Annotated in this window: 27 protein-coding genes; 9 read left to right on the top strand and 18 right to left on the bottom strand. The window is 43.8% G+C overall.

The window, feature by feature from the left end:
- Positions 1 to 13: 13 nt before the first annotated feature.
- Complete coding sequence (locus tag ACH59B_RS24965; protein WP_019689024.1) at positions 14 to 355, top strand: zinc ribbon domain-containing protein YjdM; 342 nt, start codon at positions 14 to 16, stop codon at positions 353 to 355.
- Positions 356 to 475: 120 nt separating this feature from the next.
- Here ACH59B_RS24965 and ACH59B_RS24960 read toward each other — a convergent pair whose 3' ends face one another.
- Entirely contained in the window at positions 476 to 1231 is a 756-nt protein-coding gene (locus ACH59B_RS24960; protein ID WP_016822536.1) for an AIM24 family protein, read from the bottom strand.
- 250 nt (positions 1232 to 1481) lie between these two features.
- Between ACH59B_RS24960 and ACH59B_RS24955 the strand changes: the two genes are divergently transcribed.
- The gene (locus ACH59B_RS24955; protein WP_404302970.1) at positions 1482 to 2534 is read left to right on the top strand and encodes an LLM class flavin-dependent oxidoreductase; all 1053 of its coding nucleotides are present in this window, start codon (positions 1482 to 1484) and stop codon (positions 2532 to 2534) included.
- A gap of 171 nt (positions 2535 to 2705) precedes the next feature.
- Here ACH59B_RS24955 and ACH59B_RS24950 read toward each other — a convergent pair whose 3' ends face one another.
- From ACH59B_RS24950 to ACH59B_RS24940, 3 genes are all read right to left on the bottom strand, one after another.
- On the bottom strand, positions 2706 to 3152 hold the full coding sequence (locus ACH59B_RS24950; RefSeq protein WP_404302968.1) for a DUF1036 domain-containing protein: 447 nt from the start codon (positions 3150 to 3152) through the stop codon (positions 2706 to 2708).
- An 81-nt stretch (positions 3153 to 3233) separates the two neighbouring features.
- A complete protein-coding gene (locus ACH59B_RS24945; protein ID WP_153794189.1) occupies positions 3234 to 4742 on the bottom strand; it encodes an aminotransferase class V-fold PLP-dependent enzyme in 1509 nt (502 codons plus the stop codon).
- Positions 4743 to 4877: 135 nt separating this feature from the next.
- Positions 4878 to 5354, bottom strand: a complete 477-nt coding sequence (locus ACH59B_RS24940) for a DsrE/DsrF/DrsH-like family protein (protein ID WP_016822540.1) — start codon at positions 5352 to 5354, stop codon at positions 4878 to 4880.
- A gap of 199 nt (positions 5355 to 5553) precedes the next feature.
- Between ACH59B_RS24940 and ACH59B_RS24935 the strand changes: the two genes are divergently transcribed.
- The 3 genes from ACH59B_RS24935 (at position 5554) to ACH59B_RS24925 (ending at position 8491) form a co-directional block, all read left to right on the top strand.
- A complete protein-coding gene (locus ACH59B_RS24935; RefSeq protein WP_123797832.1) occupies positions 5554 to 6291 on the top strand; it encodes a hypothetical protein in 738 nt (245 codons plus the stop codon).
- 99 nt (positions 6292 to 6390) lie between these two features.
- Positions 6391 to 7353 (top strand): radical SAM protein, encoded by a 963-nt coding sequence (locus ACH59B_RS24930; protein WP_123797831.1) that lies wholly within the window; start codon positions 6391 to 6393, stop codon positions 7351 to 7353.
- A 163-nt stretch (positions 7354 to 7516) separates the two neighbouring features.
- Complete coding sequence (locus tag ACH59B_RS24925; RefSeq protein WP_123797830.1) at positions 7517 to 8491, top strand: aldo/keto reductase family protein; 975 nt, start codon at positions 7517 to 7519, stop codon at positions 8489 to 8491.
- 84 nt (positions 8492 to 8575) lie between these two features.
- Here the strand turns inward: ACH59B_RS24925 and ACH59B_RS24920 are convergent, their stop codons facing one another.
- From ACH59B_RS24920 to ACH59B_RS24900, 5 genes are all read right to left on the bottom strand, one after another.
- Entirely contained in the window at positions 8576 to 8959 is a 384-nt protein-coding gene (locus tag ACH59B_RS24920; RefSeq protein ID WP_243537486.1) for a hypothetical protein, read from the bottom strand.
- Positions 8960 to 9162: 203 nt separating this feature from the next.
- Positions 9163 to 11103, bottom strand: a complete 1941-nt coding sequence (locus ACH59B_RS24915; RefSeq protein ID WP_045244758.1) for an ABC transporter permease — start codon at positions 11101 to 11103, stop codon at positions 9163 to 9165.
- Positions 11093 to 11854 (bottom strand): ABC transporter ATP-binding protein, encoded by a 762-nt coding sequence (locus ACH59B_RS24910; protein ID WP_025366200.1) that lies wholly within the window; start codon positions 11852 to 11854, stop codon positions 11093 to 11095. The genes ACH59B_RS24915 and ACH59B_RS24910 overlap by 11 nt, the downstream gene beginning before the upstream one ends.
- Positions 11855 to 11956: 102 nt before the next feature.
- Positions 11957 to 12961, bottom strand: a complete 1005-nt coding sequence (locus ACH59B_RS24905; RefSeq protein WP_102997398.1) for a sensor histidine kinase — start codon at positions 12959 to 12961, stop codon at positions 11957 to 11959.
- Positions 12954 to 13649: a response regulator transcription factor gene (locus ACH59B_RS24900; protein WP_044786679.1), complete on the bottom strand. Its 696-nt coding sequence runs from the start codon at positions 13647 to 13649 to the stop codon at positions 12954 to 12956. The genes ACH59B_RS24905 and ACH59B_RS24900 overlap by 8 nt, the downstream gene beginning before the upstream one ends.
- Positions 13650 to 13813: 164 nt before the next feature.
- Between ACH59B_RS24900 and ACH59B_RS24895 the strand changes: the two genes are divergently transcribed.
- The 3 genes from ACH59B_RS24895 (at position 13814) to ACH59B_RS24885 (ending at position 17037) form a co-directional block, all read left to right on the top strand.
- Positions 13814 to 14443, top strand: a complete 630-nt coding sequence (locus ACH59B_RS24895; RefSeq protein ID WP_019689016.1) for a YfbR-like 5'-deoxynucleotidase — start codon at positions 13814 to 13816, stop codon at positions 14441 to 14443.
- A gap of 183 nt (positions 14444 to 14626) precedes the next feature.
- Entirely contained in the window at positions 14627 to 15136 is a 510-nt protein-coding gene (locus tag ACH59B_RS24890) for a hypothetical protein (RefSeq protein ID WP_404302963.1), read from the top strand.
- A gap of 914 nt (positions 15137 to 16050) precedes the next feature.
- A complete protein-coding gene (locus ACH59B_RS24885) occupies positions 16051 to 17037 on the top strand; it encodes an aldo/keto reductase (RefSeq protein WP_117288889.1) in 987 nt (328 codons plus the stop codon).
- A 115-nt stretch (positions 17038 to 17152) separates the two neighbouring features.
- Here ACH59B_RS24885 and ACH59B_RS24880 read toward each other — a convergent pair whose 3' ends face one another.
- From ACH59B_RS24880 to ACH59B_RS24855, 6 genes are all read right to left on the bottom strand, one after another.
- Positions 17153 to 17452 carry a spore coat protein gene (locus ACH59B_RS24880; RefSeq protein ID WP_404302961.1) on the bottom strand — a complete coding sequence of 100 codons (300 nt, stop codon included), beginning with the start codon at positions 17450 to 17452 and terminating at the stop codon, positions 17153 to 17155.
- On the bottom strand, positions 17449 to 17661 hold the full coding sequence (locus tag ACH59B_RS24875) for a hypothetical protein (RefSeq protein WP_013373789.1): 213 nt from the start codon (positions 17659 to 17661) through the stop codon (positions 17449 to 17451). Before ACH59B_RS24875 ends, ACH59B_RS24880 begins: the two co-directional genes overlap by 4 nt.
- Before the next feature lie 29 nt (positions 17662 to 17690).
- On the bottom strand, positions 17691 to 18827 hold the full coding sequence (locus ACH59B_RS24870; RefSeq protein WP_250248000.1) for a zinc-dependent alcohol dehydrogenase: 1137 nt from the start codon (positions 18825 to 18827) through the stop codon (positions 17691 to 17693).
- Positions 18824 to 19204: a spore coat protein gene (locus ACH59B_RS24865; RefSeq protein WP_117288937.1), complete on the bottom strand. Its 381-nt coding sequence runs from the start codon at positions 19202 to 19204 to the stop codon at positions 18824 to 18826. Before ACH59B_RS24865 ends, ACH59B_RS24870 begins: the two co-directional genes overlap by 4 nt.
- A gap of 40 nt (positions 19205 to 19244) precedes the next feature.
- Positions 19245 to 19496: a hypothetical protein gene (locus ACH59B_RS24860; protein ID WP_016324904.1), complete on the bottom strand. Its 252-nt coding sequence runs from the start codon at positions 19494 to 19496 to the stop codon at positions 19245 to 19247.
- Between the two features lie 73 nt (positions 19497 to 19569).
- Positions 19570 to 21108, bottom strand: a complete 1539-nt coding sequence (locus tag ACH59B_RS24855) for an FAD-dependent oxidoreductase (protein ID WP_404302958.1) — start codon at positions 21106 to 21108, stop codon at positions 19570 to 19572.
- A 157-nt stretch (positions 21109 to 21265) separates the two neighbouring features.
- Between ACH59B_RS24855 and ACH59B_RS24850 the strand changes: the two genes are divergently transcribed.
- On the top strand, positions 21266 to 21934 hold the full coding sequence (locus ACH59B_RS24850) for a hypothetical protein (protein WP_123797821.1): 669 nt from the start codon (positions 21266 to 21268) through the stop codon (positions 21932 to 21934).
- A 209-nt stretch (positions 21935 to 22143) separates the two neighbouring features.
- Here ACH59B_RS24850 and ACH59B_RS24845 read toward each other — a convergent pair whose 3' ends face one another.
- The 3 genes from ACH59B_RS24845 to ACH59B_RS24835 all read right to left on the bottom strand — a co-directional run bounded on the left by ACH59B_RS24845 (position 22144) and on the right by ACH59B_RS24835 (position 23779).
- Complete coding sequence (locus ACH59B_RS24845; RefSeq protein WP_016822569.1) at positions 22144 to 22437, bottom strand: DUF1330 domain-containing protein; 294 nt, start codon at positions 22435 to 22437, stop codon at positions 22144 to 22146.
- Positions 22438 to 22582: 145 nt separating this feature from the next.
- A complete protein-coding gene (locus ACH59B_RS24840) occupies positions 22583 to 22957 on the bottom strand; it encodes a helix-turn-helix domain-containing protein (protein ID WP_085980133.1) in 375 nt (124 codons plus the stop codon).
- 198 nt (positions 22958 to 23155) lie between these two features.
- Positions 23156 to 23779 carry an acetate uptake transporter gene (locus ACH59B_RS24835; protein WP_016822572.1) on the bottom strand — a complete coding sequence of 208 codons (624 nt, stop codon included), beginning with the start codon at positions 23777 to 23779 and terminating at the stop codon, positions 23156 to 23158.
- Positions 23780 to 23789 lie beyond the last annotated feature (10 nt).

The raw sequence follows: 23789 nt of genomic DNA, 5'->3' as shown, positions 1-23789 counted from the left end.
AGTACATAATACCATGTCTAATTTGCCAAACTGTCCTGAGTGTAATTCAGAGTACACCTATGAGGACCGCAGTCTGTTCATTTGCCCGGAATGCGCTCATGAGTGGTCTGCCGAGTCAGAATCCGTAAGCAGTGAAGATGTAAAAGTCGTCAAAGATGCGAATGGTAACATTCTAAAGGATGGTGACTCTGTAACGGTCATTAAAGACCTTAAAGTGAAGGGAAGCTCTTCCGTCTTGAAAATCGGCACCAAAGTAAAAAACATCCGTTTGGTGGAAGGCGATCACGATATTGATTGCAAAATCGATGGTTTTGGAGCAATGAAGCTAAAATCGGAGTTTGTCAAAAAGAATTAAAGTGTACAGCAGAGGAACTATTCAGTTCCATGAGGATTAAAAAAAGGAGAAGCCGAGGCTTCTCCTTTTTTACTAGCATTTGGCATGATTGGGCTTCCAATGCTCATGCCCACATAGATGTCATAGTGGTGCTAGCCATACAGTTCCGGTTCCCCTGTATACATTAACCAGCCCTTCGCCGGAAGCGGCCGAGCCCATTTTGGTTTTTCCCGATTTTTCGACGGTGAACTGTAGGGTGTTGGACCACATAAGGGCAAAGTTGCCATCCACCTTGAGCACATCATTTTGCAATTCTATAACGACCGCTTCATCAGAAGGGATCGGCGCTTGAAGTGCCAGCACTCCTTTTCCACGGGCGCTTAAATTAAATAACCCTTCTCCGCCCAGTGCAGCAGAAGAAAGATTACTGCGTGCAACGACGGATATGTCCAGCGTGGTGTCGCAAGCTAAAAACAATCCGTCTTCGATGGCAATGTCATCATTATCCACATCAATGAGCCAAATATATTGGTAGGTAGGCTCCAGCATAATGGTCCCCGTGCCTTTATAATGCGGTTTAATAGCACCTGTCCCCGTTACAGCACCGGATACCAAGTTTCGCATTAAGCCTCCGACGCCTTTTACACCGGTAGTCATTTCCATGCTGCCTACAGTATATTGCATGGCACCTGCCCTCATCATAATCTCACTATTATTGATTTCGATCATGAGCTGCTTGCGGCGCATGTTACTTTTGCTCATATAGTAATTGTCTTTTGCAGCTGCAACCGAGGTGCAACTCAAATCTGTTATGTATTCCAGTACCGTAAATCCACCTAATTGGTCAGTGATGGCAACATTGCTGTTATCCTTTAAATTATTAATGACAAAAGCCATAATGTATGTGCCTCCTTGTTGTTTTCATGGTGTGGGGATGGAAATCTTATTTATTCCATACCATAAATTCGACAAAGAGACTGCTTTTCCTGCGTAGATCTCGGCACTTCTCTCGCCTGATTTTCAGACTTAGAAAAGGAGAGCTTGAAAAAGATGTGAAAAAGGTTCAATATAAAGATATCGGTTTTTAAAATGATTTACTTTGGAAGCAGCCGAATAAAAGTGAAACATACAATAGGGGGTAGCATAAGTGGAGATAGGTATAAGCACGTTTGTAGAAACAACACCGGATCCCCAAACCGGTGAGGTCATCAGTCACGCACAACGGATACGTGAAGTGGTCGAGGAAATTGTACTTGCTGATCAGGTAGGACTGGATGTGTACGGCGTGGGAGAGCATCATCGTAAAGATTATGCAGCATCTGCTCCGGCTGTTATACTGGCTGCTGCTGCGGCACAAACCCAACGAATTCGCCTAACCAGTGCGGTTACGGTGCTTTCATCGGATGATCCGGTGCGTGTGTTTCAGGACTTTGCTACGCTGGACGGTATTTCGAATGGACGAGCTGAGATTATGGCAGGCCGAGGTTCTTTTATCGAATCGTTCCCATTGTTTGGATATGACCTGGATAACTACGATGAGTTGTTTGATGAAAAGCTGGAGCTGTTATTGAAAATACGTGAATCCGAAAAAGTGACCTGGAAAGGTGGACATCGGCCCGCAATCAACAATTTGGGTGTGTACCCGCGTCCGGTGCAAAATCCTTTGCCTGTATGGATTGGGAGTGGAGGCAATCAGGAATCAGTGGTTCGTGCGGGCTTGCTTGGATTGCCGTTGGTGCTTGCCATTATTGGAGGCAGCCCTATGCAGTTTGCACCATTGGTGGAGTTGTACAAAAAGGCAGCTAAACATGCAGGTCATGATGCATCGCTGCTTCCAGTTGCATCCCACTCGCATGGTTTTATCGCGGAGACTACCGAGCTTGCAGCGGATAAGTTTTTCCCTTCCACTCAGCAGAGCATGAATGTGCTTGGGCGTGAACGTGGTTGGGGTCCTTATACTCGTTCCAGCTTCGATGCCGCGCGCAGCTTTGAAGGAGCATTATATGTGGGCGATCCTGATACGGTAGCCAAGAAAATCATTCACCTCCGTAAACAGGTAGGCATTACACGGTTTCTATTGCATGTGCCCGTCGGCACGATGCCGCATGATGATGTCATGAGAGCTATTGAATTATTGGGAACAGAGGTAGCGCCACGGGTGCGTGAAGAGATATCCAAGTGGGAATCCGAGAACAAATAGGCGGATTGACCTCAGTATCGAGAAAGATAAAGGAGCAGACCATGTGAGGAGGTCGCTCCTTTTTGGTTCTAAATAATCTGTACAGGTGGGGCCGATCAGATCATTGTTTATTTGGTCCGTTTTTTATGCGTGATGCGTCTTTGCAGGAGAGGCTTTCCTTGTTTTAGTCTCTTAGGTTTTGCAGGAACTCTGCGCAAGATAGGTTTCTCTTGAGTTGCTTTGGAAGGCAGCGTCATGCGGAGTGTGGTTGATGCAGGTTTTCTTTGACTGCTGCTTGTTATAAAGTCGATAGTTATAGTTCAAGACGAACGGGCTAACCGCAATTCTCCGCAGTCCCACGTTTCTACAAGTGGTACAGCCTGTATCCCAGCACCAATCGAAGGCATTTTCAGGAACTTGAGTGAAGTATGAACCTCGCCATGTACGTCCAAAGTCATCCTCGGCATAATAGAAAAACGTATTACCTCCGGCGAAGCCGCTCCATACTTGAATCGTTTGACCGGGGTTCACACGAAACCAGCCTGCTTTAGAGTAGTTAACAGGAGTACAGCTGAAGTCCGGATAGGAAAAAACTAGAAAGATAGCCGCATTGGTGCTGTTGCGAAAATTGACACCCATTGTCGCCCCTTCTTTCCTCATATAGTAATCTTACAGTGTAGCTTATGAGTATTTTGAAAGAAGGAAACGGACAAGAGTCTTTTAATTGCTAAAGTTGAACCATTTGCTGATGTCTATTTTGTGATGTTCATTCATAGATCGCCATTCGTTTGATTCCGGTTGATAGGTATAATCTTTTTGCCAGGTTATGATGTTTTCCACGATAGCCCGTATGGAAGAGACAATATAGGAGACTTCCTGATTGGTCATCATGGGATGAAGCGACAGACGCACCCAGCCCGGCTTTCGAGATAAGTCTCCCTCATGAATCAGGTCTGTCATTTGCTTAGATGCTTGCTGGTCGATGCCCAGCAAATAATGTCCATAGGGGCCTGCACATGAACAGCCGCCTCGGACCTGAATGCCAAATCGATCATTTAGTAGTTTTACAATCAGGTTATAGTGAATATGACCGACAACGAAAGAAACGATTCCCAGCCGATCTTGGCTGCTTCCTCCCAAAATATGCAGACCTGGTATGGTGCCCAAGCCTTTTAGCAATAATGAGGTCAGCTCCTTTTTACGCTCCAACATGCGGCTGTATCCCATTTGTTCCTTCAGCTGAATACAGTGCGCGGTTCGAACAGCCTGTAGAAAAGGAGGGGTCCCTCCATCCTCGCGTGCTTCAATACTATCCTTATACTCGTATCCACCCCAAGGATTGGTCCAACTCACCGTACCGCCCCCGGGTTGATCGGGAGCACAATGGAGGCACAGCCGCGAATCCATAATGAGAACGCCGCTTGTACCGGGGCCACCAAGGAATTTGTGAGGGGAAAATACAATTCCGTCCAGTTTCTCAAGGGGATCTGTAGGGTGCATGTCGATCTCCGCATAAGGTGCGCTTGCCGAAAAATCAACGAAACATACGCCGCCATGTTCATGCATTTTGCGGGATAACTGGTGAATCGGCACTTCAAACCCTGTAACATTGGAGCAGGCGGTGAAAGCGCCAATCTTGATCGGGCGATGCTGAAATTGAAGCAGCAGTCGTTCGAGATGAGCTGGATCGACCATTCCTCCAGGACCTGGAGGAAGACACACAACGTCTCCAATGGTTTCTGCCCAGGAAATATGGTTGGAATGATGCTCCATGTGTGTAACAAAAATAACGGGACGGTCTTTTTCAGCGATGGGGTAGAGGTGCTTTAATTTTTCATGTATTTTCAATCCTAATAGTCGCTGAAGTTTATTCACCGCACCTGTCATCCCGGACCCGGCGAATAGAATGATATCATGTTCATTGGCATGAACGTGGTTCTTAATGATTTGTTTTGCTTTTTCATAGGCTTGGGTCATTAGAGTACCTGTCAAATTAGACTCCGTATGCGTGTTCGCCACAAATGGACCTAATTCATGAACTATTTTCGACTCGATGGGGCCATACAAACGACCGCTGGCTGCCCAATCCGCATAAATCAGCTTTTTAAGCCCATATGGAGATTCAAAGGTCTGGTGATAACCGATTGTATTTTCGCGATACTTTTGGAAATAAGCCTCGTTAGAAGGCTGATACCTACAGTTACTACTTCCGATTCGAGCCATGAGCATACGGCGCCTCCCAAGTCGTTCTATCTTCTTAGGGTACGTAGGGAGGCTGGAATAGGTTAAAAAAAATAGGCGAATGTCATCATTTAGTCAAAATAAAAAGCCTCATCCAATAGCAGGATAAGGCATGAGGATATATTAGATAAAAAGCTGCATATCCGACTCAAGCGCATCTTTTAGATACGTTTTTGCCTCGATAATTTCCAGTTCAGGGATGAATTCTTCCGGTTTAAAACCCATAATATCCACCGATAGCTTGCAGGCATAAAATTTGACGTTTTTCTTCCGGGCTCCTTTCAGGAAATGGATCAGCTTCGGTGCCTCATTGTCTTCCAGCATTTCCGTCAGCATCAGCTTGCCCAGACCGCTAAAATTCATATGGGATAGCGGTAAAGCTTCAGGCCCCTTGGGAGTCACCAGATCCATAAGTTTCTCGTAAATGGTCTTGTCCTCAAGCGTCATTTTATCGGGATCACGAACCAATGATAATCCCCAGAATGCAAAAAACATCGTAACCTCGACATCCAGCTCCCGAGCTGTATTGGCCAAAATCAGTCCAGCCATAGCTTTATCATAATCGCCGCTGAACATAAGCAGATTCATCCTTTTGTCCACGATCTTCCGCCTCCATTACCAACAGATATATTCAGTATGGATTTGGAAAGGAGAACTATGCCCAGTTCACATATTGATCACAATTGTAGGAGATGTGTCGGATTCAAGAGCACTATTCAATATATGTTATTATTATCTATGGAAATTACATAGCACCATTGTTTATGGAATATAAGAACAAATGAGGAAGGAACGGGTTTTGAAATTTATGAGAAAAACATCGTCTATAATGTTTTTGTTTTTATTGCTGATTGTGACAGCATGTGGAACCCATCAAGAGAAGAATACGGATTCATTTTCAAAAGCCTCAATCTCCAAAAATATGTCCTCCGAGCAACCGATAAATTCTGAAGAGAAGAAGGAAGATGCAACTGATGCAGGCCAATCTATGAAAGTGGTCGTATCTAAAGAAAAAGCTATAATACGTTCAGAAGAGGGAAATTCGTTAGTTCATGCAGATTGGACGTCAGGCCAACCTGATGTGGAGTTACCCCTTCAAATGGGGGCAACTAAGGCTGAACTCGTATTAGGGATGGATCATCCTAACGGAGTGAAAACATTGGTGGTATTCCCTTCCGAGTCTACAGGTTGGCCACTCGACTTGTCTTCAACTGGAGAATCGGAAGCCTTTGACGAGTTTGGTGAATTGAAAGCAGGCTATAGGTTTCAAGCGAGCGTTTACGATTTTGATCATGATGGAACCAACGAATTAGTCATTGCAGCGGGTGACTTAGCTACGAATGCTGAGATATGGGTTTTTTCATTTACAAATGTAGAAAACATTAAAAAGATAGATCCCTTTCATCAGGAGTTAGCTGTAACAGGGCAATCCTATATTACTTTAAATGGACATGAATTAGATGTGCCTTATGGCTCTCAAGGTTTATTTGAGACTTATAAGTATATAGATAAAGAATTTCTTACTCCGGTAAAGTAAGCTCACCGTTACCAATGTCATATCTACAAACCGCTCCCATTCTGTATAATCTCAAGGGAATTCAAGACACAAGCCTGAGATCGGGAGGACAATAAGAAAGTGAGTATAGAGAATAAATATAAAGCACTTGAGCTGGAGAAGCCGGGCATTTATGAGCTAGAGGGACTGGAAGTCGGGGTCACCTCTAATTGCAACTTCAAGTGTGATTACTGCTGCGCATATCAGCGGAACGACGGACAATGCATTAGCAGTAAAGAGGTCAAAAGTATCATTGATGATATTCCAACGTTAAAACGTGTGCGACTGTCCGGGGGAGAAGTGACCTTGAAGTATGAGGACTGTCTGGATATTGTGGCTCACTGTTCGAGCAAAGGAATCGCTACCCAGCTCAATACCAATGCCAGCTTGCTCAGCCCTGAACGAATTGAGAAGCTGCGTGACGCGGGGCTTTCCAACATTCATATCTCCTTCAACTTTACGGATGCCGATAAATATGCACAGTATTATCATGTTCACCCTCGCATGTATGAGAAAATCGTTCAAAATATTCGGTTGTGTACCGAAGCCAAGTTGGAAACGGTGCTGGAAACTTTGCTATTTGCAGAGACACAGAACAATATGCCAGCAATCAGTGAAAAAGTATACGAACTCGGTGTGCGCATCCACGAAATCCAAAACAGCATTGTGATGGATCATACGAATTGGAACGCGATCTCCACCAAGGAAGCACTTGTCCGTTCCGTTCATGACCTGATCGCTCATAAAAAAGACGATACCGTGCTGTATTTCACCTGTATGGACCGTTTTGCTCAGGAGCTGGGCTTCAAGGAAGAGCCAGGTGTATATTTTTCCAACTGTGTTGATGGTAAGAAGCAGCTTCATCTTCACGGGAACGGGGATATTCTAATCTGTGAACTTTGTCATCCTGTGGTCATCGGTAATATTTATAACGGAACGTCCCTAAAGGATATTTACAAAAATAAACCGAAGCAGCTTCAGGAGTTTCTCGACAAACTGCCTTGTCCTGCATATGATGCGCTTTTTCCTGTAGGAAGCAAGTAGACATGATTTGAGATTATGAGACTACGGTATCTACCACCCTAGCAGTCAGGGTGGTAGATGTCCTTCATGTAACTCCATGAGTCCTTTATTATTTGTTTTAATGAAAGGGTTTACATGCTAAAATATATAAAAATGCGAGCTTCTTAGGAAAGAAGGAGTAGATATGAGATATAGAAATGTAGGTAATAGCGGTCTTAAAATTAGCGAAATTGGACTGGGAAGCTGGTTAACGTACGGTACAGCCGCCGAACAGGAAGCAGCTCATACCTGTATTGCCAAAGCCTTTGAACTTGGAATCAATTTCTTTGATACCGCGAACGCGTATAACCATGGAGAAGGCGAGAAGGCTATGGGAGCCGCTTTGAAGCCTTATCGAAGAGAGAGCTATGTGCTTTCGACCAAGGTATTCTTTCCTATGGATTCTGGTCCCAATGACAGAGGACTGTCACGCAAGCACATTATGGAGCAATGTGAGGCGAGTTTGAAGCGCCTCGGCACAGATTATATCGACATGTACTTCTGCCATCGTTATGATCCAGACACTCCGTTGGAAGAGACACTGCGGGCGCTTGATGATCTTCAAGCTCAAGGCAAGATCCTGTATGCTGCGGTTAGTGAATGGAGTGCTGCCCAGCTCACGGATGCCTATGGTATTGGAAAACGGCTGAATCTGCGCCCGCTGATTGCCAATCAGCCGATCTATAATATGTTCGAGCGTTATATCGAGCATGAGGTACTTCCCGTATCCGGTCAGGTAGGCATCGGCCAAATTGTATTTTCACCTCTGGCCCAAGGCGTCCTCACAGGTAAATACAAGCCGGGACAGCCTATACCGACGGGTAGCCGCGGGGCTGATGCCTCTGTCAATAATGTCATCAGCAGTTATATGAACGATACTGTTCTCAACTGCGTTCAGGAGCTGGATCAGCTGGCGAAGGACTTGGGTATCACCTTGTCACAACTCGCGCTTGCCTGGATTCTGAGAGAACCGGGGATCAGCGCTGCACTGATTGGGGCTACTAAACCGGCACAGATCGAGGAAAATGTGAAGGCAGTCGAGGTGACTTTGCAACCGGAGACCTGCGCGGAAATTGAGCAGATTCTGAAGCAAGCAGAGGGTTTTGAGCCTTTGCGCTAAGCATTCACACGAGCCTCTATTGAGGGAAGCCATCAATAACAAAGTCTCGCTCTTCCTGTCCGTAACAGAGAAGGGCGAGACTTTTTAACTGGCATCAAGCATGGCATAGATGCCTGAAACCACACTAAATGCAATTCCGCTCACTAAAACAAGGATTTGCTTCTTGCTGAGATCCAGGGGATCAAAAAAGATGGGCAACAGCCATTTTAGGGTGATAACAGCCCATAAGCCCTCCAGTAACCCTAGTATCAACACCTTTTGCCCCCACTGAAGCTTCATTTGCGGTGTTAGCGGACCTTCAAGAAACAGGTCACCTGAAGTATGAATATTCCAAGAAACAATAACTACGAATATAAGAAGAGTTAATAGTGTTGACATAATATAGGCGACATCTTTTTTGGCCTTTTTCGTAAGTTTTGGCGATTTTTTAAACTCAGGCAAGCCAATCAGAAAAAAAACGATTCCCATAAAAATAGCCACGCCTATAAAGGAACCCAGTATAATATTCGCTATGATGCCGATGCCATTGATGATTAATAATAAAATAAGCTCCCCCCCCCCTTGGGGTTACGATGATAGTTATTTTATTGTACACGCAGGAACAAAAATGCTCAAATATTTGGAAAAGTCCCCGGCACCTGTGCTGAGGGCATTTTTTGATTTTTTGCCAGTTATAATGCTGATTTAATGACCTTTTTATAATACAGAATGGATAGCACTCCAAAGATGGAATATAAGGCTGTGTACAGTACCATCACGATGATCATAGGCATCCAAACTTCGGTCCCAAACAAGAACCAGCCGGATTGGACGGCGAAATAGCTGTGTGATAGGCCGATCACTAACGGAATGCCGAAGTTAAAGAGTTGTTTTATTTTAATGCCTCGCAGCAGGTCACTTTGGGTGAAGCCTAACTTTCTCAATACAGTATAATTGGCCTTTTCGTCTTCGCTCTCATCCATTTGCTTAAAATAAAGGATGCAGCCTGATGTAATGAGAAAGGTGAGTCCCAAAAAGCCAACGACAAACATGATCACTCCCATATTTCTCTTCTGATTACTGCTCATTTCAAGCTGTGATGTTTGTTGATCATTAAAATTGGCAGCTGCAAAGAGGCGATCGGCTTCTTCAATCTGCGCTGAGTTTAGCATATCAATTCCAATATATAAGGATGACTTCTTTTGGATCTCTGGATTTACATCTTTCTTTAACCGCTCAAAAATGGTTTCGTCTACAATGACAGTGGGTACTCCCCCAGCTGCAAAATAGTAGGGAATCACATAATCCTTTTTTAGACCCACATATTGTTGAGGTATGACTTCTGTTTTCCCCTTCAAATCCAAGGGTCCAAAGTCTTTCAAGGACATGAATTTCTGTAACATATCATTATAGCCCGTTAAAACCGTTTGGCCTGGAGATACATCCGTATCCTCCACAGATCGGTCGCTTACGACAGGCAGTGTCGTGAAATCCGCACCCTTATTTAATTGTTCCATAGGAGTCTCCATAATTTGCGCTGTCTTCACACTGACTTGAATCACTTCAATTTTCTTTTCTCGATACTGTATATCATGCTCATGAAGTAACGCTTTGAATTTCTCCGCATCCGGCACATTCGTCATGGCAAAATGGGAAGGTACATTATCCTCAGCTGCTTGATCCGCAGAATAATAGGCGATATAGCTTAAGGATAGTAAACCGATAGCAAGTGCCGATACTGTCGTAATAATGGTTAACAACAAAGCATTGGATTTCATGCGGAACATAATGGATGAGAGGGACAGCACCTCATGAATGTTTAAGTAGCCGCCTTTACTTTTTCTGATGATATTGGAAATAAAGCGGATGGACCCTTTATAAAAGAGAAATGTTCCGATGATGACAGAGCCCAAAATAAACACCATTGCCATAAATAGCTCATTTAGGGATGTAAAGTCTCCACCAAATAATCTGGAGGAAACATAGTAACCTAACGCGATGAGTGAGACGCCAATGATCCCGATAATCATCTCAAAGGTCGTTATTTTCTTGATTTTCCCTTCGGTGGTTGAGGTCACTCGGAACAAAGACAAAATACTTTGTCTTTTGATAAAAGAGTAATTCATGACCATAATCAGCAAGTAGATGACAACAAAAACGATGAGTGTTTGAGTCAGTGCTTGGTTCGAGAAATATAGAGTGGCAATAGCCTCGACGCCCGTCGTCTTAAATAAAATCATGATCACTAATTTGGAAAAAGAAAATCCAACCCCAATTCCAACGAAAAGAGAACCGAAGTATAAAATTAAGTTTTCAGCACTTAGAATGCGAAAAATTTTACTTTTTGTCATTCCGATCAGTTGAAATAGGCCAATTTCTTTACTGCGTCTTTTTATAAAAATATTATTAGCATACAAAAGGAAAATGCATACAATAGCGACCAGTAAGACGGATGCTGCCCGTATAGAAGCTGCGCCTTTAACAGAGCCCTTCACTTCGTCCATGGAGGGATCGTATTGTAATGTGACAAAGGCGAAATAGAGCGCAACACTGAAAATGAGAGCAAAAACATAGAGGTAATAATTTTTCAGGTTTTTTTTCAAATTCTTTAGAATGAGCAGATTAATGTTCATATTGGACCCCGCCTAAGACTGCTTGGGTTTTCATGATATCCTGGAAGAAGCTTTGCCTTTCCTGCACGCCTTTATGAAGCTGCGTATACATTTGCCCATCCTTCATAAAAATGACTCGGCTGCAATGGCTGGCTGCAACAGGATCATGCGTGACCATAATAATAGTTGCTTTGCGCTTTTGGTTCAGCTGACCCAGCTTGTTTAATAGATCAGAAGCCGACTTCGAATCAAGCGCACCCGTAGGTTCATCGGCAAAAATAATCGTAGGCTCATGAATAAACGCTCTAGCCGCAGATGTACGCTGTTTCTGTCCACCCGAAATTTCATTGGGATACTTGTCCTTGAGCTCATAAATCCCCAGTTCTGTAGCCACCTCCTGAAATCTTCGGTTGGCCTCTTTTTTAGGCGTTTTGGTGATAGATAGGGGCAAAAGGATATTCTCCTTCACGGTGAGCGTATCCAGCAGATTATACTCTTGAAAAATAAAGCCTAAATGCTGTTTGCGGAATTCAGCCAGTTGCTTTTCTTTCATTTTCGTCATTTCGATATCATTGATCTTAATGGAACCGTGGCTTACTTTATCAATGGAGGAAAGGACATTTAGCAGAGTGGTTTTACCTGAACCGGAGGCTCCCATAATACTGACAAATTCACCTTCCTCAATAACGATATCTATTCCCTTCAAAACCTCCTGCATATTTAGCTTATTACCATAGCTTTTGTGAATCTTATGGGCTTCTAAAATATTCACTTCGATGCACTCCTTATTGTTCTTGTAGCCTTATTATAAAAATCGTGCCGATGCTTTTCCCTTGATTGGGCGAACAATACATAAAAGCATGTGACATCTCTGTCACATGCTCATCATACTTACGAAATCATTTCGTTTGGGGAAAATTAAAGTGAAGGTAGTACCCGTGTTCGGTTTGGAGTGCACATCTATATGTATGAGCAAGGACTGCGCTGCCTTTTTCGTTAAATATAACCCCATGCCTGTTGAAGTATGATCGGAATGTTGGGTCGTGGATGTAAAACCTTTCTCGAAAATACGAGGTATATCCCTCGGATCAATCCCACGCCCAAAGTCTTGAACCTCAAGCTGTATTCGATCCTTATGTTCATAGCTGTGAATGATAATATCACTGGCATCGCTATATTTGATGGCATTGGTTAAGAGCTGTCTGATGATAAAAGCTAGCCATTTGGCATCACTTAGCACTTCCATTTGCTCAAGTCGGATGTCAAAACCGATCCCTTTTTGGATGCACCATGACTGTAATGCTTTGATCTCTTTAAAAACCAGAGATTTTAAATCTACTTGCTCGACGTACAAATCGTTTTCAATAAAAGATATGCGCTTCTGATGCAACCGTTGGTCCAGCAGTAAATGAATTCGCAGCCATTCATAAGTTAGCTGAGCCTTAAGAGATTTGTCATCCAGTCGCTCAATCATCAAATGCATGGCGGTTAAAGGTGTTTTCACCTCATGAATCCATGATAACAGCTCATCCTTTTCGTGTTCCAGAGTCAATTGATTTTGCGAGATCATCTGTTGTAGTCGTTCGGTCTGATGGACAATTTTGTGTTCAATGATTCGCTCAAATGGACTTTCAGGTTCGCCCATTCCGGTTAATTGGAGAGGCCCCTCCCATTCTTCCAAGACCCTATAGAACTTGGTTTCCTTGGGATAGCGAACGATTAAAAAAACCAGGAAAACCAACATAGATAAGAAAACGACATACAGGATCGGTATCAACGGGATGGCCGTATCCACATAAGCAATGAGAAGGATCAGCATTTGTTGGCATACAAAAAGTAGAATCCAGCTCCGCCTCTCTGTAAGGTATTTTTTAATCATAGGCAGGTGCCTCTTCTGTAGCCATGTAGCCTTGCCCCACTTTTGTTTCAATGAAACAGCCCAAATCCAGCTCGTCCAATTTTTTACGCAGGCGGTTCAAGTTGACGGTTAGGGTATTGTCACTGACAAAACGTTCATCATCCCAGAGGCTTTTAATTAATTCCTCTCGTGCGACAATTTTATTTTTTTGTTCAATCAGCAGCTTCAAAATAAAAATCTCGTTCTTGGTTAATTCGATGGAGCCAGCCTCATTGGCTACTACATTTTTTTCATAATCGACCGTCGCTCCACGCCATGTTTTCAGGGAAACAGGTTCTGTATTGTAATTATATACACGGCGAAGTGTCGCTTGTAATTTTGCAATCAGTACATCAAAATGGAAGGGTTTTTGGATAAAATCATCTGCTCCAAGCTGCATTGACATTACTATATCCGTAGGGTGATCCCGCGATGATAAGAAGATAATCGGGACGTTAGAGTGGGATCGAATCATTCGACACCAATGAAAACCATCAAATTTCGGCAATTGAATATCAATCACGACCAGATCGGGCTTTATCGTTGTGAATTCTTGAATGACTTTACTAAAATCCCGGATGCCGTACACATCATAGGCCCATTGAGTTAACCTGTCCTTTATTTCATGGAACAAAGTTTCATCATCTTCAATCAGCAAGATTTTAAACAACGATTTCACCACTTTTACTTTTTTATATAAAGTGTATAGCAAAATTTGTTTATGTGCTATATGTGAAAGAGTCAACTTGATATTGCGATAATCTGCTGTTAATAGTTGAGGTTTATAGTTGGTTTATATCTACTATTTCATACCGTTAAAGGATGGATGTATTGATGGGAATTCACACCTATTTTCGATCCCTAAATGAGTTGGAAAGAATTATTCGTTGTCCAGGCAAGTTTAAATTCGAGGAACATAGTGTATCGGCTCATTCCTGGAAAGTCGTGCAATATGCCAAAACCCTGGCTGATATCGAAGAGAGGAACGGCCTCAATATTGATTGGAAAAAGCTATACGAGATTACCAGCAGTCACGATTACGGCGAGATTTTTATTGGAGACATTAAAACGCCTGTTAAGCATTCCTCCAAGGAACTACGGTTATTAATCCAGCAAGTTGAAGAGGGTATGATTGAGTATTTTATAGAAGAGAATATTCCCGAGGATTTTAAAGCAATTTTCCGCAAGCAGCTAAGAGAAGGTAAAGATGATTCTGTTGAAGGCTTAATTTTAGAAGTAGCGGATAAAATGGATCAGGTGTATGAAGCGTTTGCCGAGCTTCAGCGGGGGAATACCGAAAAGGAATTTATTGTGATGTATCGCAATGCGCTTGTAAAAATCAAAAATATTAATTTGAAATGCGTTGAGTATTTTTTGGAAAATATCCTGCCGGATATGGTTAAGGAAGAAACGCCTTCATCCATTGATATTAAAAAGATCACGGAAGAGGCTTTAGCTCTGTAAATGAATTTTCTCGCCGTCTTTCAGAAGCCGCGAAGCGCTTCTGTTCATACATAACAATAGTTTTTTATAATAAAGCAGGTCGTTTTTTACATAATTTAAAAAATAGAGTAAATTATTATAAAAGTATTTTAACTTTCTTCATTTGTATTCGTCAAAGAACGAGAAAGGATGTGTACATTTAACATGAATAAACCTGCTCGAATTATTTCTATTCTTATACTTGTTGCAAGTGTAGGTGTGTTTGCTGGTTGTGGAAAACAGGAAGCAACAAGTCCATCCACCAATGAAACGATACTGCCAGCAACCTCAGAATCGGCAGTAAAAGAAGAACCCGGTCAATCAGCTGTCCAGCATAGCTTGGACGAGATCAAATGGAATGAAGTTAAAGATCCTCTGATTGAGGATGGCATGATAACCAAACTCAAAGCGGCTATAGCCGCCTTTGTATCAAACGATTTGAATCAATTTCATGCTGCGCTTGCTCCAGACATTGGAACAGGTCACGATTATCTCTTAGAGCATCCAGTGAAGTTTACAGGGATTGCCGAAGCTATAAAAGAAAAGGATCGGGTATTGGTACCCGTAGTAGGCAAACGGCTTACTAAAGAAGAAGGTTCTTCACCTAATGTACAGTATACCTTTTATTTTGAAAAAGATAAGGGTGGATCATGGCAAATTGTTTCGATAGACTGATTCATATCTCATTCCAACCCAAGAGAAGACGTTAGAAGACGTTCTGATAAAATCAGAACGTCTTCTTTTCTTTCTCTACATATTATTTGAGCAATACTGACCAATTAGGATCTTTGTATCGTTTATCCACCACTTCCCTTACCAGGATAAGATCATCTGGAATCTGATCTAGCTTTGTAATCCGGAATCATAAGTCTGCTTTGCCCTACGATCGCTCTATAGCAAGTACGTTATACTGCTTACCTACTGCATCATATGCTCTCCACTCCTCATGCATTATTTCATTATCCATCTTCCCGTAGAATGAGATGACAGTTTCATATGCCCCTTTGTCGGCTTGCGATTCCTTAAGTGAAGCCCTAACCAACTCCAGGCTATCATCCATCATTTTAAAAAATTTGGGCTCAGTCAGCTCAGATGGTCTAAAAGGAAATCTTGCTTCCGTCCATTTCTGTATACTTTCATCTTTAGCGAGTATATTAACCCTTAGCAGCCCCTGCCACGAACTATTTGATCCGATTTGAACAGTCTGTTCAATTTGCCAACGGAATACCTGAAAATGTTGATCCTACGGAAAAACCTATCCAATCGGTCTATATATCTATTTCAATCTCTTTCAGCTCCTTGAGCCATACTTCTTCCTTATTCTTCAGTGACAGACTACCGCCGCTAATAATGGAATTGTACTTAATTGCCGTTCCCATTTGTTTTTTGAGATCCGTTACACTTAAAGTACGGGTAATGGCAATTTACAGCTGCCCCTTACAACCTATCATCAAATTTTATTGAAAAAAATGAAATACTGCGTACGAAACAATGCTTGACTTCAAGTTAACTTTAAGTAGTAACATACGGAATGTAACGTATGGATTAGGACAGGCGATGGCTATTCTGACAAATTGGGAGTGATAAAATTGAAAAAGAAACAACTGGGTAACAGTGACCTTCAAGTATCTGCTCTGGGTCTGGGCTGCATGGGAATGTCCGAGTATTATGGTGAGTTGGATGATCAGGAATCGATCAAAACGCTTCATCGTGCGTTGGAGTTGGGGATCAACTTCTGGGATACAGCCGATGTGTACGGTGTGGGGAAAAATGAAAAACTGATCAGTCAAGTCCTGCGCAGCCACCGGGATGAGGTAGTGTTGGCTACCAAATTCTCCATTATGCGCGGAGAGGATGGGGGATTCCTGGGTGTCAGCGGCCGTCCTGAATATGTAAAACAGGCATGTGATCGTAGCCTGCAAAGATTGGGTGTAGATGTGATTGATTTGTACTATCAGCACCGTGTTGACCCGAATGTGCCTATTGAAGAAACAGTAGGGGCGATGAGTGATCTGGTTCAAGCGGGAAAAGTCCGCTATCTGGGGCTATCCGAAGCGTCTCCTGCACTGATCAGACGTGCTCACAAGGTACACCCGATTACAGCGTTGCAAACAGAATACTCCTTATGGAGCCGGGAAGCGGAAGATGAGGTTATACCCACATGTAAGGAGCTGGGCATCGAATTTGTGGCCTACAGTCCACTGGGCCGCGGCTTTTTGAGTGGGCAAATTCAGAAGTTTGATGATTTCGCAGAAGATGATTTCCGTCGCACGGTGCCGCGTTTTCAGCCTGAGAATTTCCAAAAGAATCTGGATCTCGTGCAGCATGTTAAGGATCTTGCGGCTCAAAAAGGAGTCAAGCCTTCTCAGCTTGCTTTGGCCTGGCTACTTGCACAAGAGGGAATTGTACCAATCCCCGGCACCAAACGGGTCACGTATTTAGAGGAAAATGCAGGAGCAGTTGATGTGGGCTTGTCCGCAGAAGAAATGGAGACGATTAACGCCATCATCCCTAAAGGAATGGCAGCCGGCCTTCGTTACCCGGCAGAGCGGATGCCAAATTGGCAAGCGGAATAATAAGAATCACGAGATAACCCCTTAAGCCGTCTTTAACACGAATCGGCGTGAAAGACGGCTTAAGGACTTTATATATAAGCAGGAACGTGCTTCGTATAATGCCGAAGGCATCCTTTTACAAAACAGGAGCTTGCAATGCAGTATTGATATTTTGCAGATCCACCAACAGCTGCTCGTTTACGTTCCATGGGTGATACCAGCCGCGTTCGATCATGTACGTTGAGATTTGCTCATGCATATCAATAGCTTCATCCAGTTGTTTTGTAAGCATAGCTTTAATTTCTGGAGTTCCCGCTTCCGTTACAGCCATGGCGTAATTTCTCACACCGCTTTTGGCGGTGTTTAAGAAATCGGCAGCAATCACTTGGTCGGTTAAAATATTTAGTCCGGTCAAATGCTCCAAGAGTATGTTCATTGTTTTACCTCCTGTGATGACGAGGCTTGATTTAAAATGTTACCCAACTCTTGCAATTGCCGTGTTGTTAGGTCAACATCCTTTTGCAATATAGCTTTGAGGACCGGATCTGAGATCAATGCTTGCATTGTTTTAGATTTGGTAAGGCACACTGTTTTGAATGCTGACAATTCATGGACTTCAAGTGTTTCGTGCAGGCCATACACCATACGACATTTGCCTCCAGTCCAATAGATAGTTAAGGTTTAAGTACAACTTTGATGCAATTGTCTTGTCTGGTATCGAAAATTTCATACCCCCGTTTGGCATCGCTTAGCGGAATAACGTGTGTGACAACGTCCCCAGGGTCAACCTTCCCCGTATCAATCAGCTCATACATATAAGGCATATAGTGAATCACAGGAGCCTGTCCAGTACGCAAATTAACATTTCGCTGAAAAATGTCTCCCAGAGGAAAACTGTTATATCGACCGCCGTATACCCCGGTAACTTGAATGGTGCCGCCTTTGCGGACAGCCTGTGTAGCTATGATCAGCCCTCCTAAAGCTCCACCGTGAAGCTTAAGCCCGGAAGCCAAGGACTCCAGCGGAGACATTTTGCCGCTCATGCCGGAGCAGTCAATAACTACGTCCGCGCCTCCTTTGGTTATTTCCTTGAGGTAGTTGCCGACGTTTTCTTGCGATTCCACATTCACGATCTCCACATGATTGGTGCGCTTCGCGTGTTGCAGACGATAATCGAGATAGTCTGCCGCAATGACTCGTTTAGCCCCTTTGAACCAGGCGAACTTTTGGGCTAACAGACCTACCGGTCCACAGCCGATAATAACGACGGTATCCCCATCCTTCACTCCGGCATTATCGACGCTCCAGAATGCAGTAGTCATGGCATCAGCAATCAGGCAGAGCTTCTCGTCAGGATGTTCACAACTCTCCGGAATTTTGAAGTGAGTAAAGTTGGCAAAAGGCACACGCAAATATTCAGCTTGTCCACCTGGATATCCACCAGTTGTCCCGGAGTAGCCGAAGAAACCGCCCATTTCTCCATGCTCATTAGAATGATCACATTGACTTTCCAATTGGTTTTTACAATAAAAGCATTCACCGCACGCGATGTTGAACGGAATGATCACGCGGTCTCCCTTTTTCAAGTTAGTCACGCCGCTGCCGACTTCTTCTACAACCCCCATTGGCTCATGCCCAATTACATAATCCTCTTGTAGATTCGGAATCATTCCATGAATGAGATGCAGATCTGAACCACAAATAGCGGTTGTTGTCAGTCTGATAATCGCATCATCGGCTTTTTGAATACTCGGGTCCGGAACATCTTTAACCACAACATTTTTGATACCTTGGTAGGTCACTGCTTTCATGCCTGGTTTCCTCCCATATGTTCGTCCGGCGTGCGATCAAACATCCCTTTGCGGGAGGTATCGTCTGGGAACAGTTTCATCTTGCTAATGTCCACTGTTTTATTAGCTGACAGTTGATCCAATTGATATTGCTTTTGCAGCTCATAGGGATGAAACCATTTTTTCCGTACCATCAGTTCAGTAATTTCCTGATGAAGCGCGATACCTTGATGCAGTTGATGGCGCAATAGGGTTCTGGCATCGGTAGAGACGGTTTCTGTTAAAGCTACTGCTGTATTCCGAACCCCTTCCTTGACGCGAACCAGAAAATCCATTGCAAGTGTCGTGTCTGCCATTTCGGGCATATTTAATGAGTTTTTTGGGTCCACATAATCCATTTTGGCGGACTGGGTCTGGTTAGGTGTCACATCATTCACCTCAATTTAAAATTGGTGTTGGGCGGAAGTCAGGAACAGGCGCTTGAAACGGTGCTTTAGCATAGATTGCTTGCAAATCGGCAATAGCCTGAATAGATTGCTGAACATCTTTTTCCATTAAATCCTTTAGCTCTTGATCGAATACTAAGCCCTGCATTAATTTGGACTTCGCTAAACATAAGGTTTTGAAGTTAAGGACTTCATGGATCTCTAGGGACTCATGCGCCGCTAATGTAGGCTGTTGGCTTATCATAGGCTCACCTTTCTTTTATGATTCTAGAAGGTATGTTGTCCAGCATAACTAGGTTTATTCCGAAAGGATCGTGCTATTCGGCTTCAACCTTGCCAAGTGCTTTTTTAGCGGGTCCTTCAATTACTTCGCCTTGATATGAAAAGCGTGAGCCATGACATGGGCAATCCCATGTTCTTTCGGCCTCGTTCCAGTCAACTTCACAGCCCATATGGGTGCACGTTGTGTCCACCAGGTGCAGTGCTCCTTGTGGGTCTCGATATGCGCCCGCCCTTTTGCCGTTTACCCGGACGACTGCCCCTTCGTCTTGCTGGAGTTCTTCGGCTTTTTTATAGCTGATTTCCAGCTTACCGGCAATCAAGTGCTTCGCCACATTCGCATTTTGAGTTACAAATGTTTTAATGTCAGGGTCTGCATGAAATCTTGAAGGGGAGAAAAGATCCTGATACGGGCTTTCCTTTCTGGTTATCAGATTCGTATTTAATAAAGCTGCCGCGACACTTGTCGTCATCCCCCATTTTCTATACCCTGTAGCAACGAGGATGTTAGGAACATCGGATAATTCCTGCCCGATATAAGGGAGTTTGTCTAACGAATACAGGTCCTGGGCCGACCAGCGATAGACGATTTCCTTTAATCCAAATGTTTGCTCTGCGAACTTTTCTAAGGCTTCATAGTATTGAAATGTGCAGATTCCTTGACCCGTTTTGTGGCCTTCGCCACCGACGATGACCATCGGTTCACCGTTTATTAGTACAGATCGAAGCGAACGTTTGGGGGTTTCTGCACTTAGGTACATACCACCCGGATAGGTTTTGTCCGTCTTGACCGCTAGTACATAAGAACGTTCGGCATGCAATCGCGCAAAATAAAGACTGTTTGGATCATTAAACGGAAAATGAGAGGAGGATACGACATGGTTGCAGGTAATTTTATGCCCGTCGCTTGTTTTAATGATGGCAGGGTTTCCTTTATCCACACCCACAACGGTAGTCTGTTCATAGATTTTCCCGCCTTGCCGAATGACTTGATTTGCCAAATACCTTAAGAAAGGAACCGGATTAAACTGAGCCTGGTTTTCCATCATAATAGCTGCTTTAGTTGAGAAAGGCAGAGGTGTTTGTTCGACATAACTTCCCGGGATGCCAAGTTCCTTGTAAGCTTTATATTCATCGGATATTTTTTCCACATGTGTATCTGAACTTGTATAAACATAGGCATCTTCTTCTGTAAATTGACAATCAATATGATACTCTTCTACCGTTTGTCTGATGAATTCAAGAGCATCACGGTTGGCTTCGTAATAGAGCCGAGTTTTCTCCTTGCCAAAATGTGAAAGAAACTCGCTGTAGATCAAATCATGCTGTGCGGTAATTTTGGCGGTCGTATGGCCTGTTGTTCCATGAAGTATCCGCCCTGCGTCGACGACTGCGACATTTAGCCCTTTTTTGGACAGTAAATAAGCAGTGGTAATACCCGTGATCCCCGCACCTACAATAGCAACATCCACCTGAATATCTTCACTGAGCTTGGGAAAACTGGGGATGTCAGTTGAAGCTAACCAATACGATTCTGGAAATTGCGGAAAGGCGACATGATTTTCATCTTGTTTCATTTTCACAAGCACCCCTTTGACTACAATTATTGTATACATTGTTATCATTGTATGATTTTATATACCCTAAAAAGGGATACTTTCAGCCAGCCTTCATCTTGTTTTCAGCCTGACTGGGTACAATCAAGGCAATTTTCCCGGGGAGGATGCATAACTAATGAAAACAAAGACGAAAAAGACGGTTTGGATTCCGGCAATCATTGCAGTTACGGTAGCGGCTCTACTCGTAATCTACTATTACTACATGTCCTCGGTTTCCGGTGGCAAGCCTGGCATGCGACCTCCGGGAGGCGGCAAAGTACCAGGGCACATGGGCGGAAGTCCCGGAGGAAAAGGTGGTGGGGGAAACGGAGAAATATTTAACACCTTGGGAACGATCTCCGTTTTTCTTGGGGCGGCCTCTTTCTGTTGGTTCTGGTTTAAGAAGAAACTGAGATCACCGTCAATGTTGGTTCAAAAGGCCGGAAAGTTGTTTCACTCCTTGCATAAACTGCTGGGTTGGGCGACCTTGATTCTTATTGCCGTTCATGGTGTCTATTTCCTGATTACCAAATTTCAAGATCACAAAACCTACTCCGGCCTAGCAGCCTTTGCTATTATACTGGCTATCTCCGGGTACGGTTTCTATATTAATAAAGTACGTAACAAGTGGATGCGAACCATCCATCGTATACTTGGACTGCTGTGGGTTCCCGTGCTGCTACTGCATGTCGGCGGAACAGCAATTATGGCGGTCATCGCCACTCTTGCCGTGGGGGGACTAGTCTGGACAATCGACAGAATGGCGGAGAAAACGATGAAGCCTGTCGCAGGGGACACTCTATAATTTTATGGAATGGTGTTACCTTCATTCCGGGGGAGAACAAGATGCTGGCGGAGGTGTACGGTTACATTTTTTACGTTGTACTAGAAAAACTGCTGCGTCCTTAATAGGACGTAGCAGTTTGTTTTATTTAATGACTATGAAATTAAATAAGCTAGTTACCTAATTTGAATGCGATTGTCCTAATATATGCAAAGTAGCAGAACAGGAGTTTATGCTCTTCCGTTAACCAGAATAACATTAGCTTGAGTTCCTGATTGGCGCAGCTTAATTAAGGGCGCGTAGTCATCGGAATAATAGAACTGCTTGGCAGCCTCGTAAGTCGGGAATTCGTGAACTACGACTATTGACGGCTTCCATGTGCCTTCCAGTGTCTCGGGCTGTGGATCTAGCGTAAGGTTGCGGAATCCCGGAACTTTCTGCAGCAGCGCATCTGCTAGCTCTGCGTATTGTTTGAAAACAGCTTCTTCCTCTACTTTTATATCTACGATAACATATGCGCTCATATTCATTCTCCTCTGTATGTCGGACGGTGATCATACGTCCTAGGATTTCGCCGGCGAGCATCTTTAGCTTAATCCGACACGCGGAGATTTGTAAATTAGGCACTTTTTTTATCCTCAGTTTCATTTATTACACCGGTTCGTTATTTCAGGTTTGAAAGTCGGAGAGATGATGTTCGGCCTGAAATCGTTCTCCCCAAGCCTTCATTTGGGTGAGTATTGACTCAAGCGAAGCCCCGAGCGGGGTTAGCGAGTATTCCACTTTTGGCGGAACAAGGTGATGAACTTCGCGGTGAATGAGACCGTCTGCTTCTAACTCTCGCAGTTGGAGGGTCAGCATTTTTTGGGTGGCCGTGGGAAGTGCTCGCCGCAGTTCTTGAAACCGCTTAGTTCCACCCAGCAATTCGTACAGAATGATTCCTTTCCACTTTCCGCCGATAATGCTTAAGGTTACTTCCACCGGACAGCCTTTAGTCGGCGTGCAATTAACTCCATTGTTCAGCCGTTTTCTCAACGATATCATCTCCTTTCACTTTGTTATTATACCAATACTGCACTTGCAGTTTAGTTCAGATACAGCGATACAAGGCAACACTTGATCTCAAGTTAACTTTAATAAGCAGCATCTAGTAGCAAGCCGAGTAATTCCAGCCTTATATCCCCAAAGCCATCCTTAACGCGGATCGGCGCGAAAGGCGGCTTTGGAGATATACGTATGCAACTAAGGACGTGGTTTGAAAATGCCGAAAGGTCGTCCTACGGGCAGGAATGTACGGCCAAAATGTGCATTCAGGACAGCAGCTCCTGTACCGTACAGCGAGAGTAGACCGATGCCCATTTCAGCATAAGCAGCGATGGTATGGAACACCTCTGGGGCGATGCCAAATGCATCGAAGCTAAGGCCGAGGAACAGAAAATCAATCAACACAAAAATAAAAAATAGAACCTTATGCGTCTCCATGGCTCCAATGGTCATGAAGAGCGTAAAGATGAGATAGCCGGCAAAGGCAAAGCCGAGCTGTCTGCCATCCACCGCTGATGCCAGCTCTGAGCCGAATACGCCCATTTTAATCATCCAGCTACTAGCTACGGCTAACCAGAAGAAGGCGTAAGCACCAAATGCCGTCATGCCAAAGGTGTTGTTATGCTTTGCATCCTGAATGCAGGCAAACAGCTGTGCAAAGGCACCAAGGAAAATAGCCCAAGGAATAATAAAGCTCAAGCCATCAGTGAGACCAAGCTTTTGGGATGAAGCTACAAGCGTTACAATGGCCAAGCCAAACAGGCCGATCGCGCTCGGATCGGCCGTTATGATTTTTACGTTAGAATGAGATTCATTTTGCATGAAAAAATAG

This window comes from Paenibacillus sp. DP01 (assembly GCF_044784315.1).
Lineage (GTDB): Bacteria > Bacillota > Bacilli > Paenibacillales > Paenibacillaceae > Paenibacillus > Paenibacillus polymyxa.
Note: the sequence above shows the minus strand (reverse complement) of the source record. Positions and strands in the feature narration are given on the sequence as shown.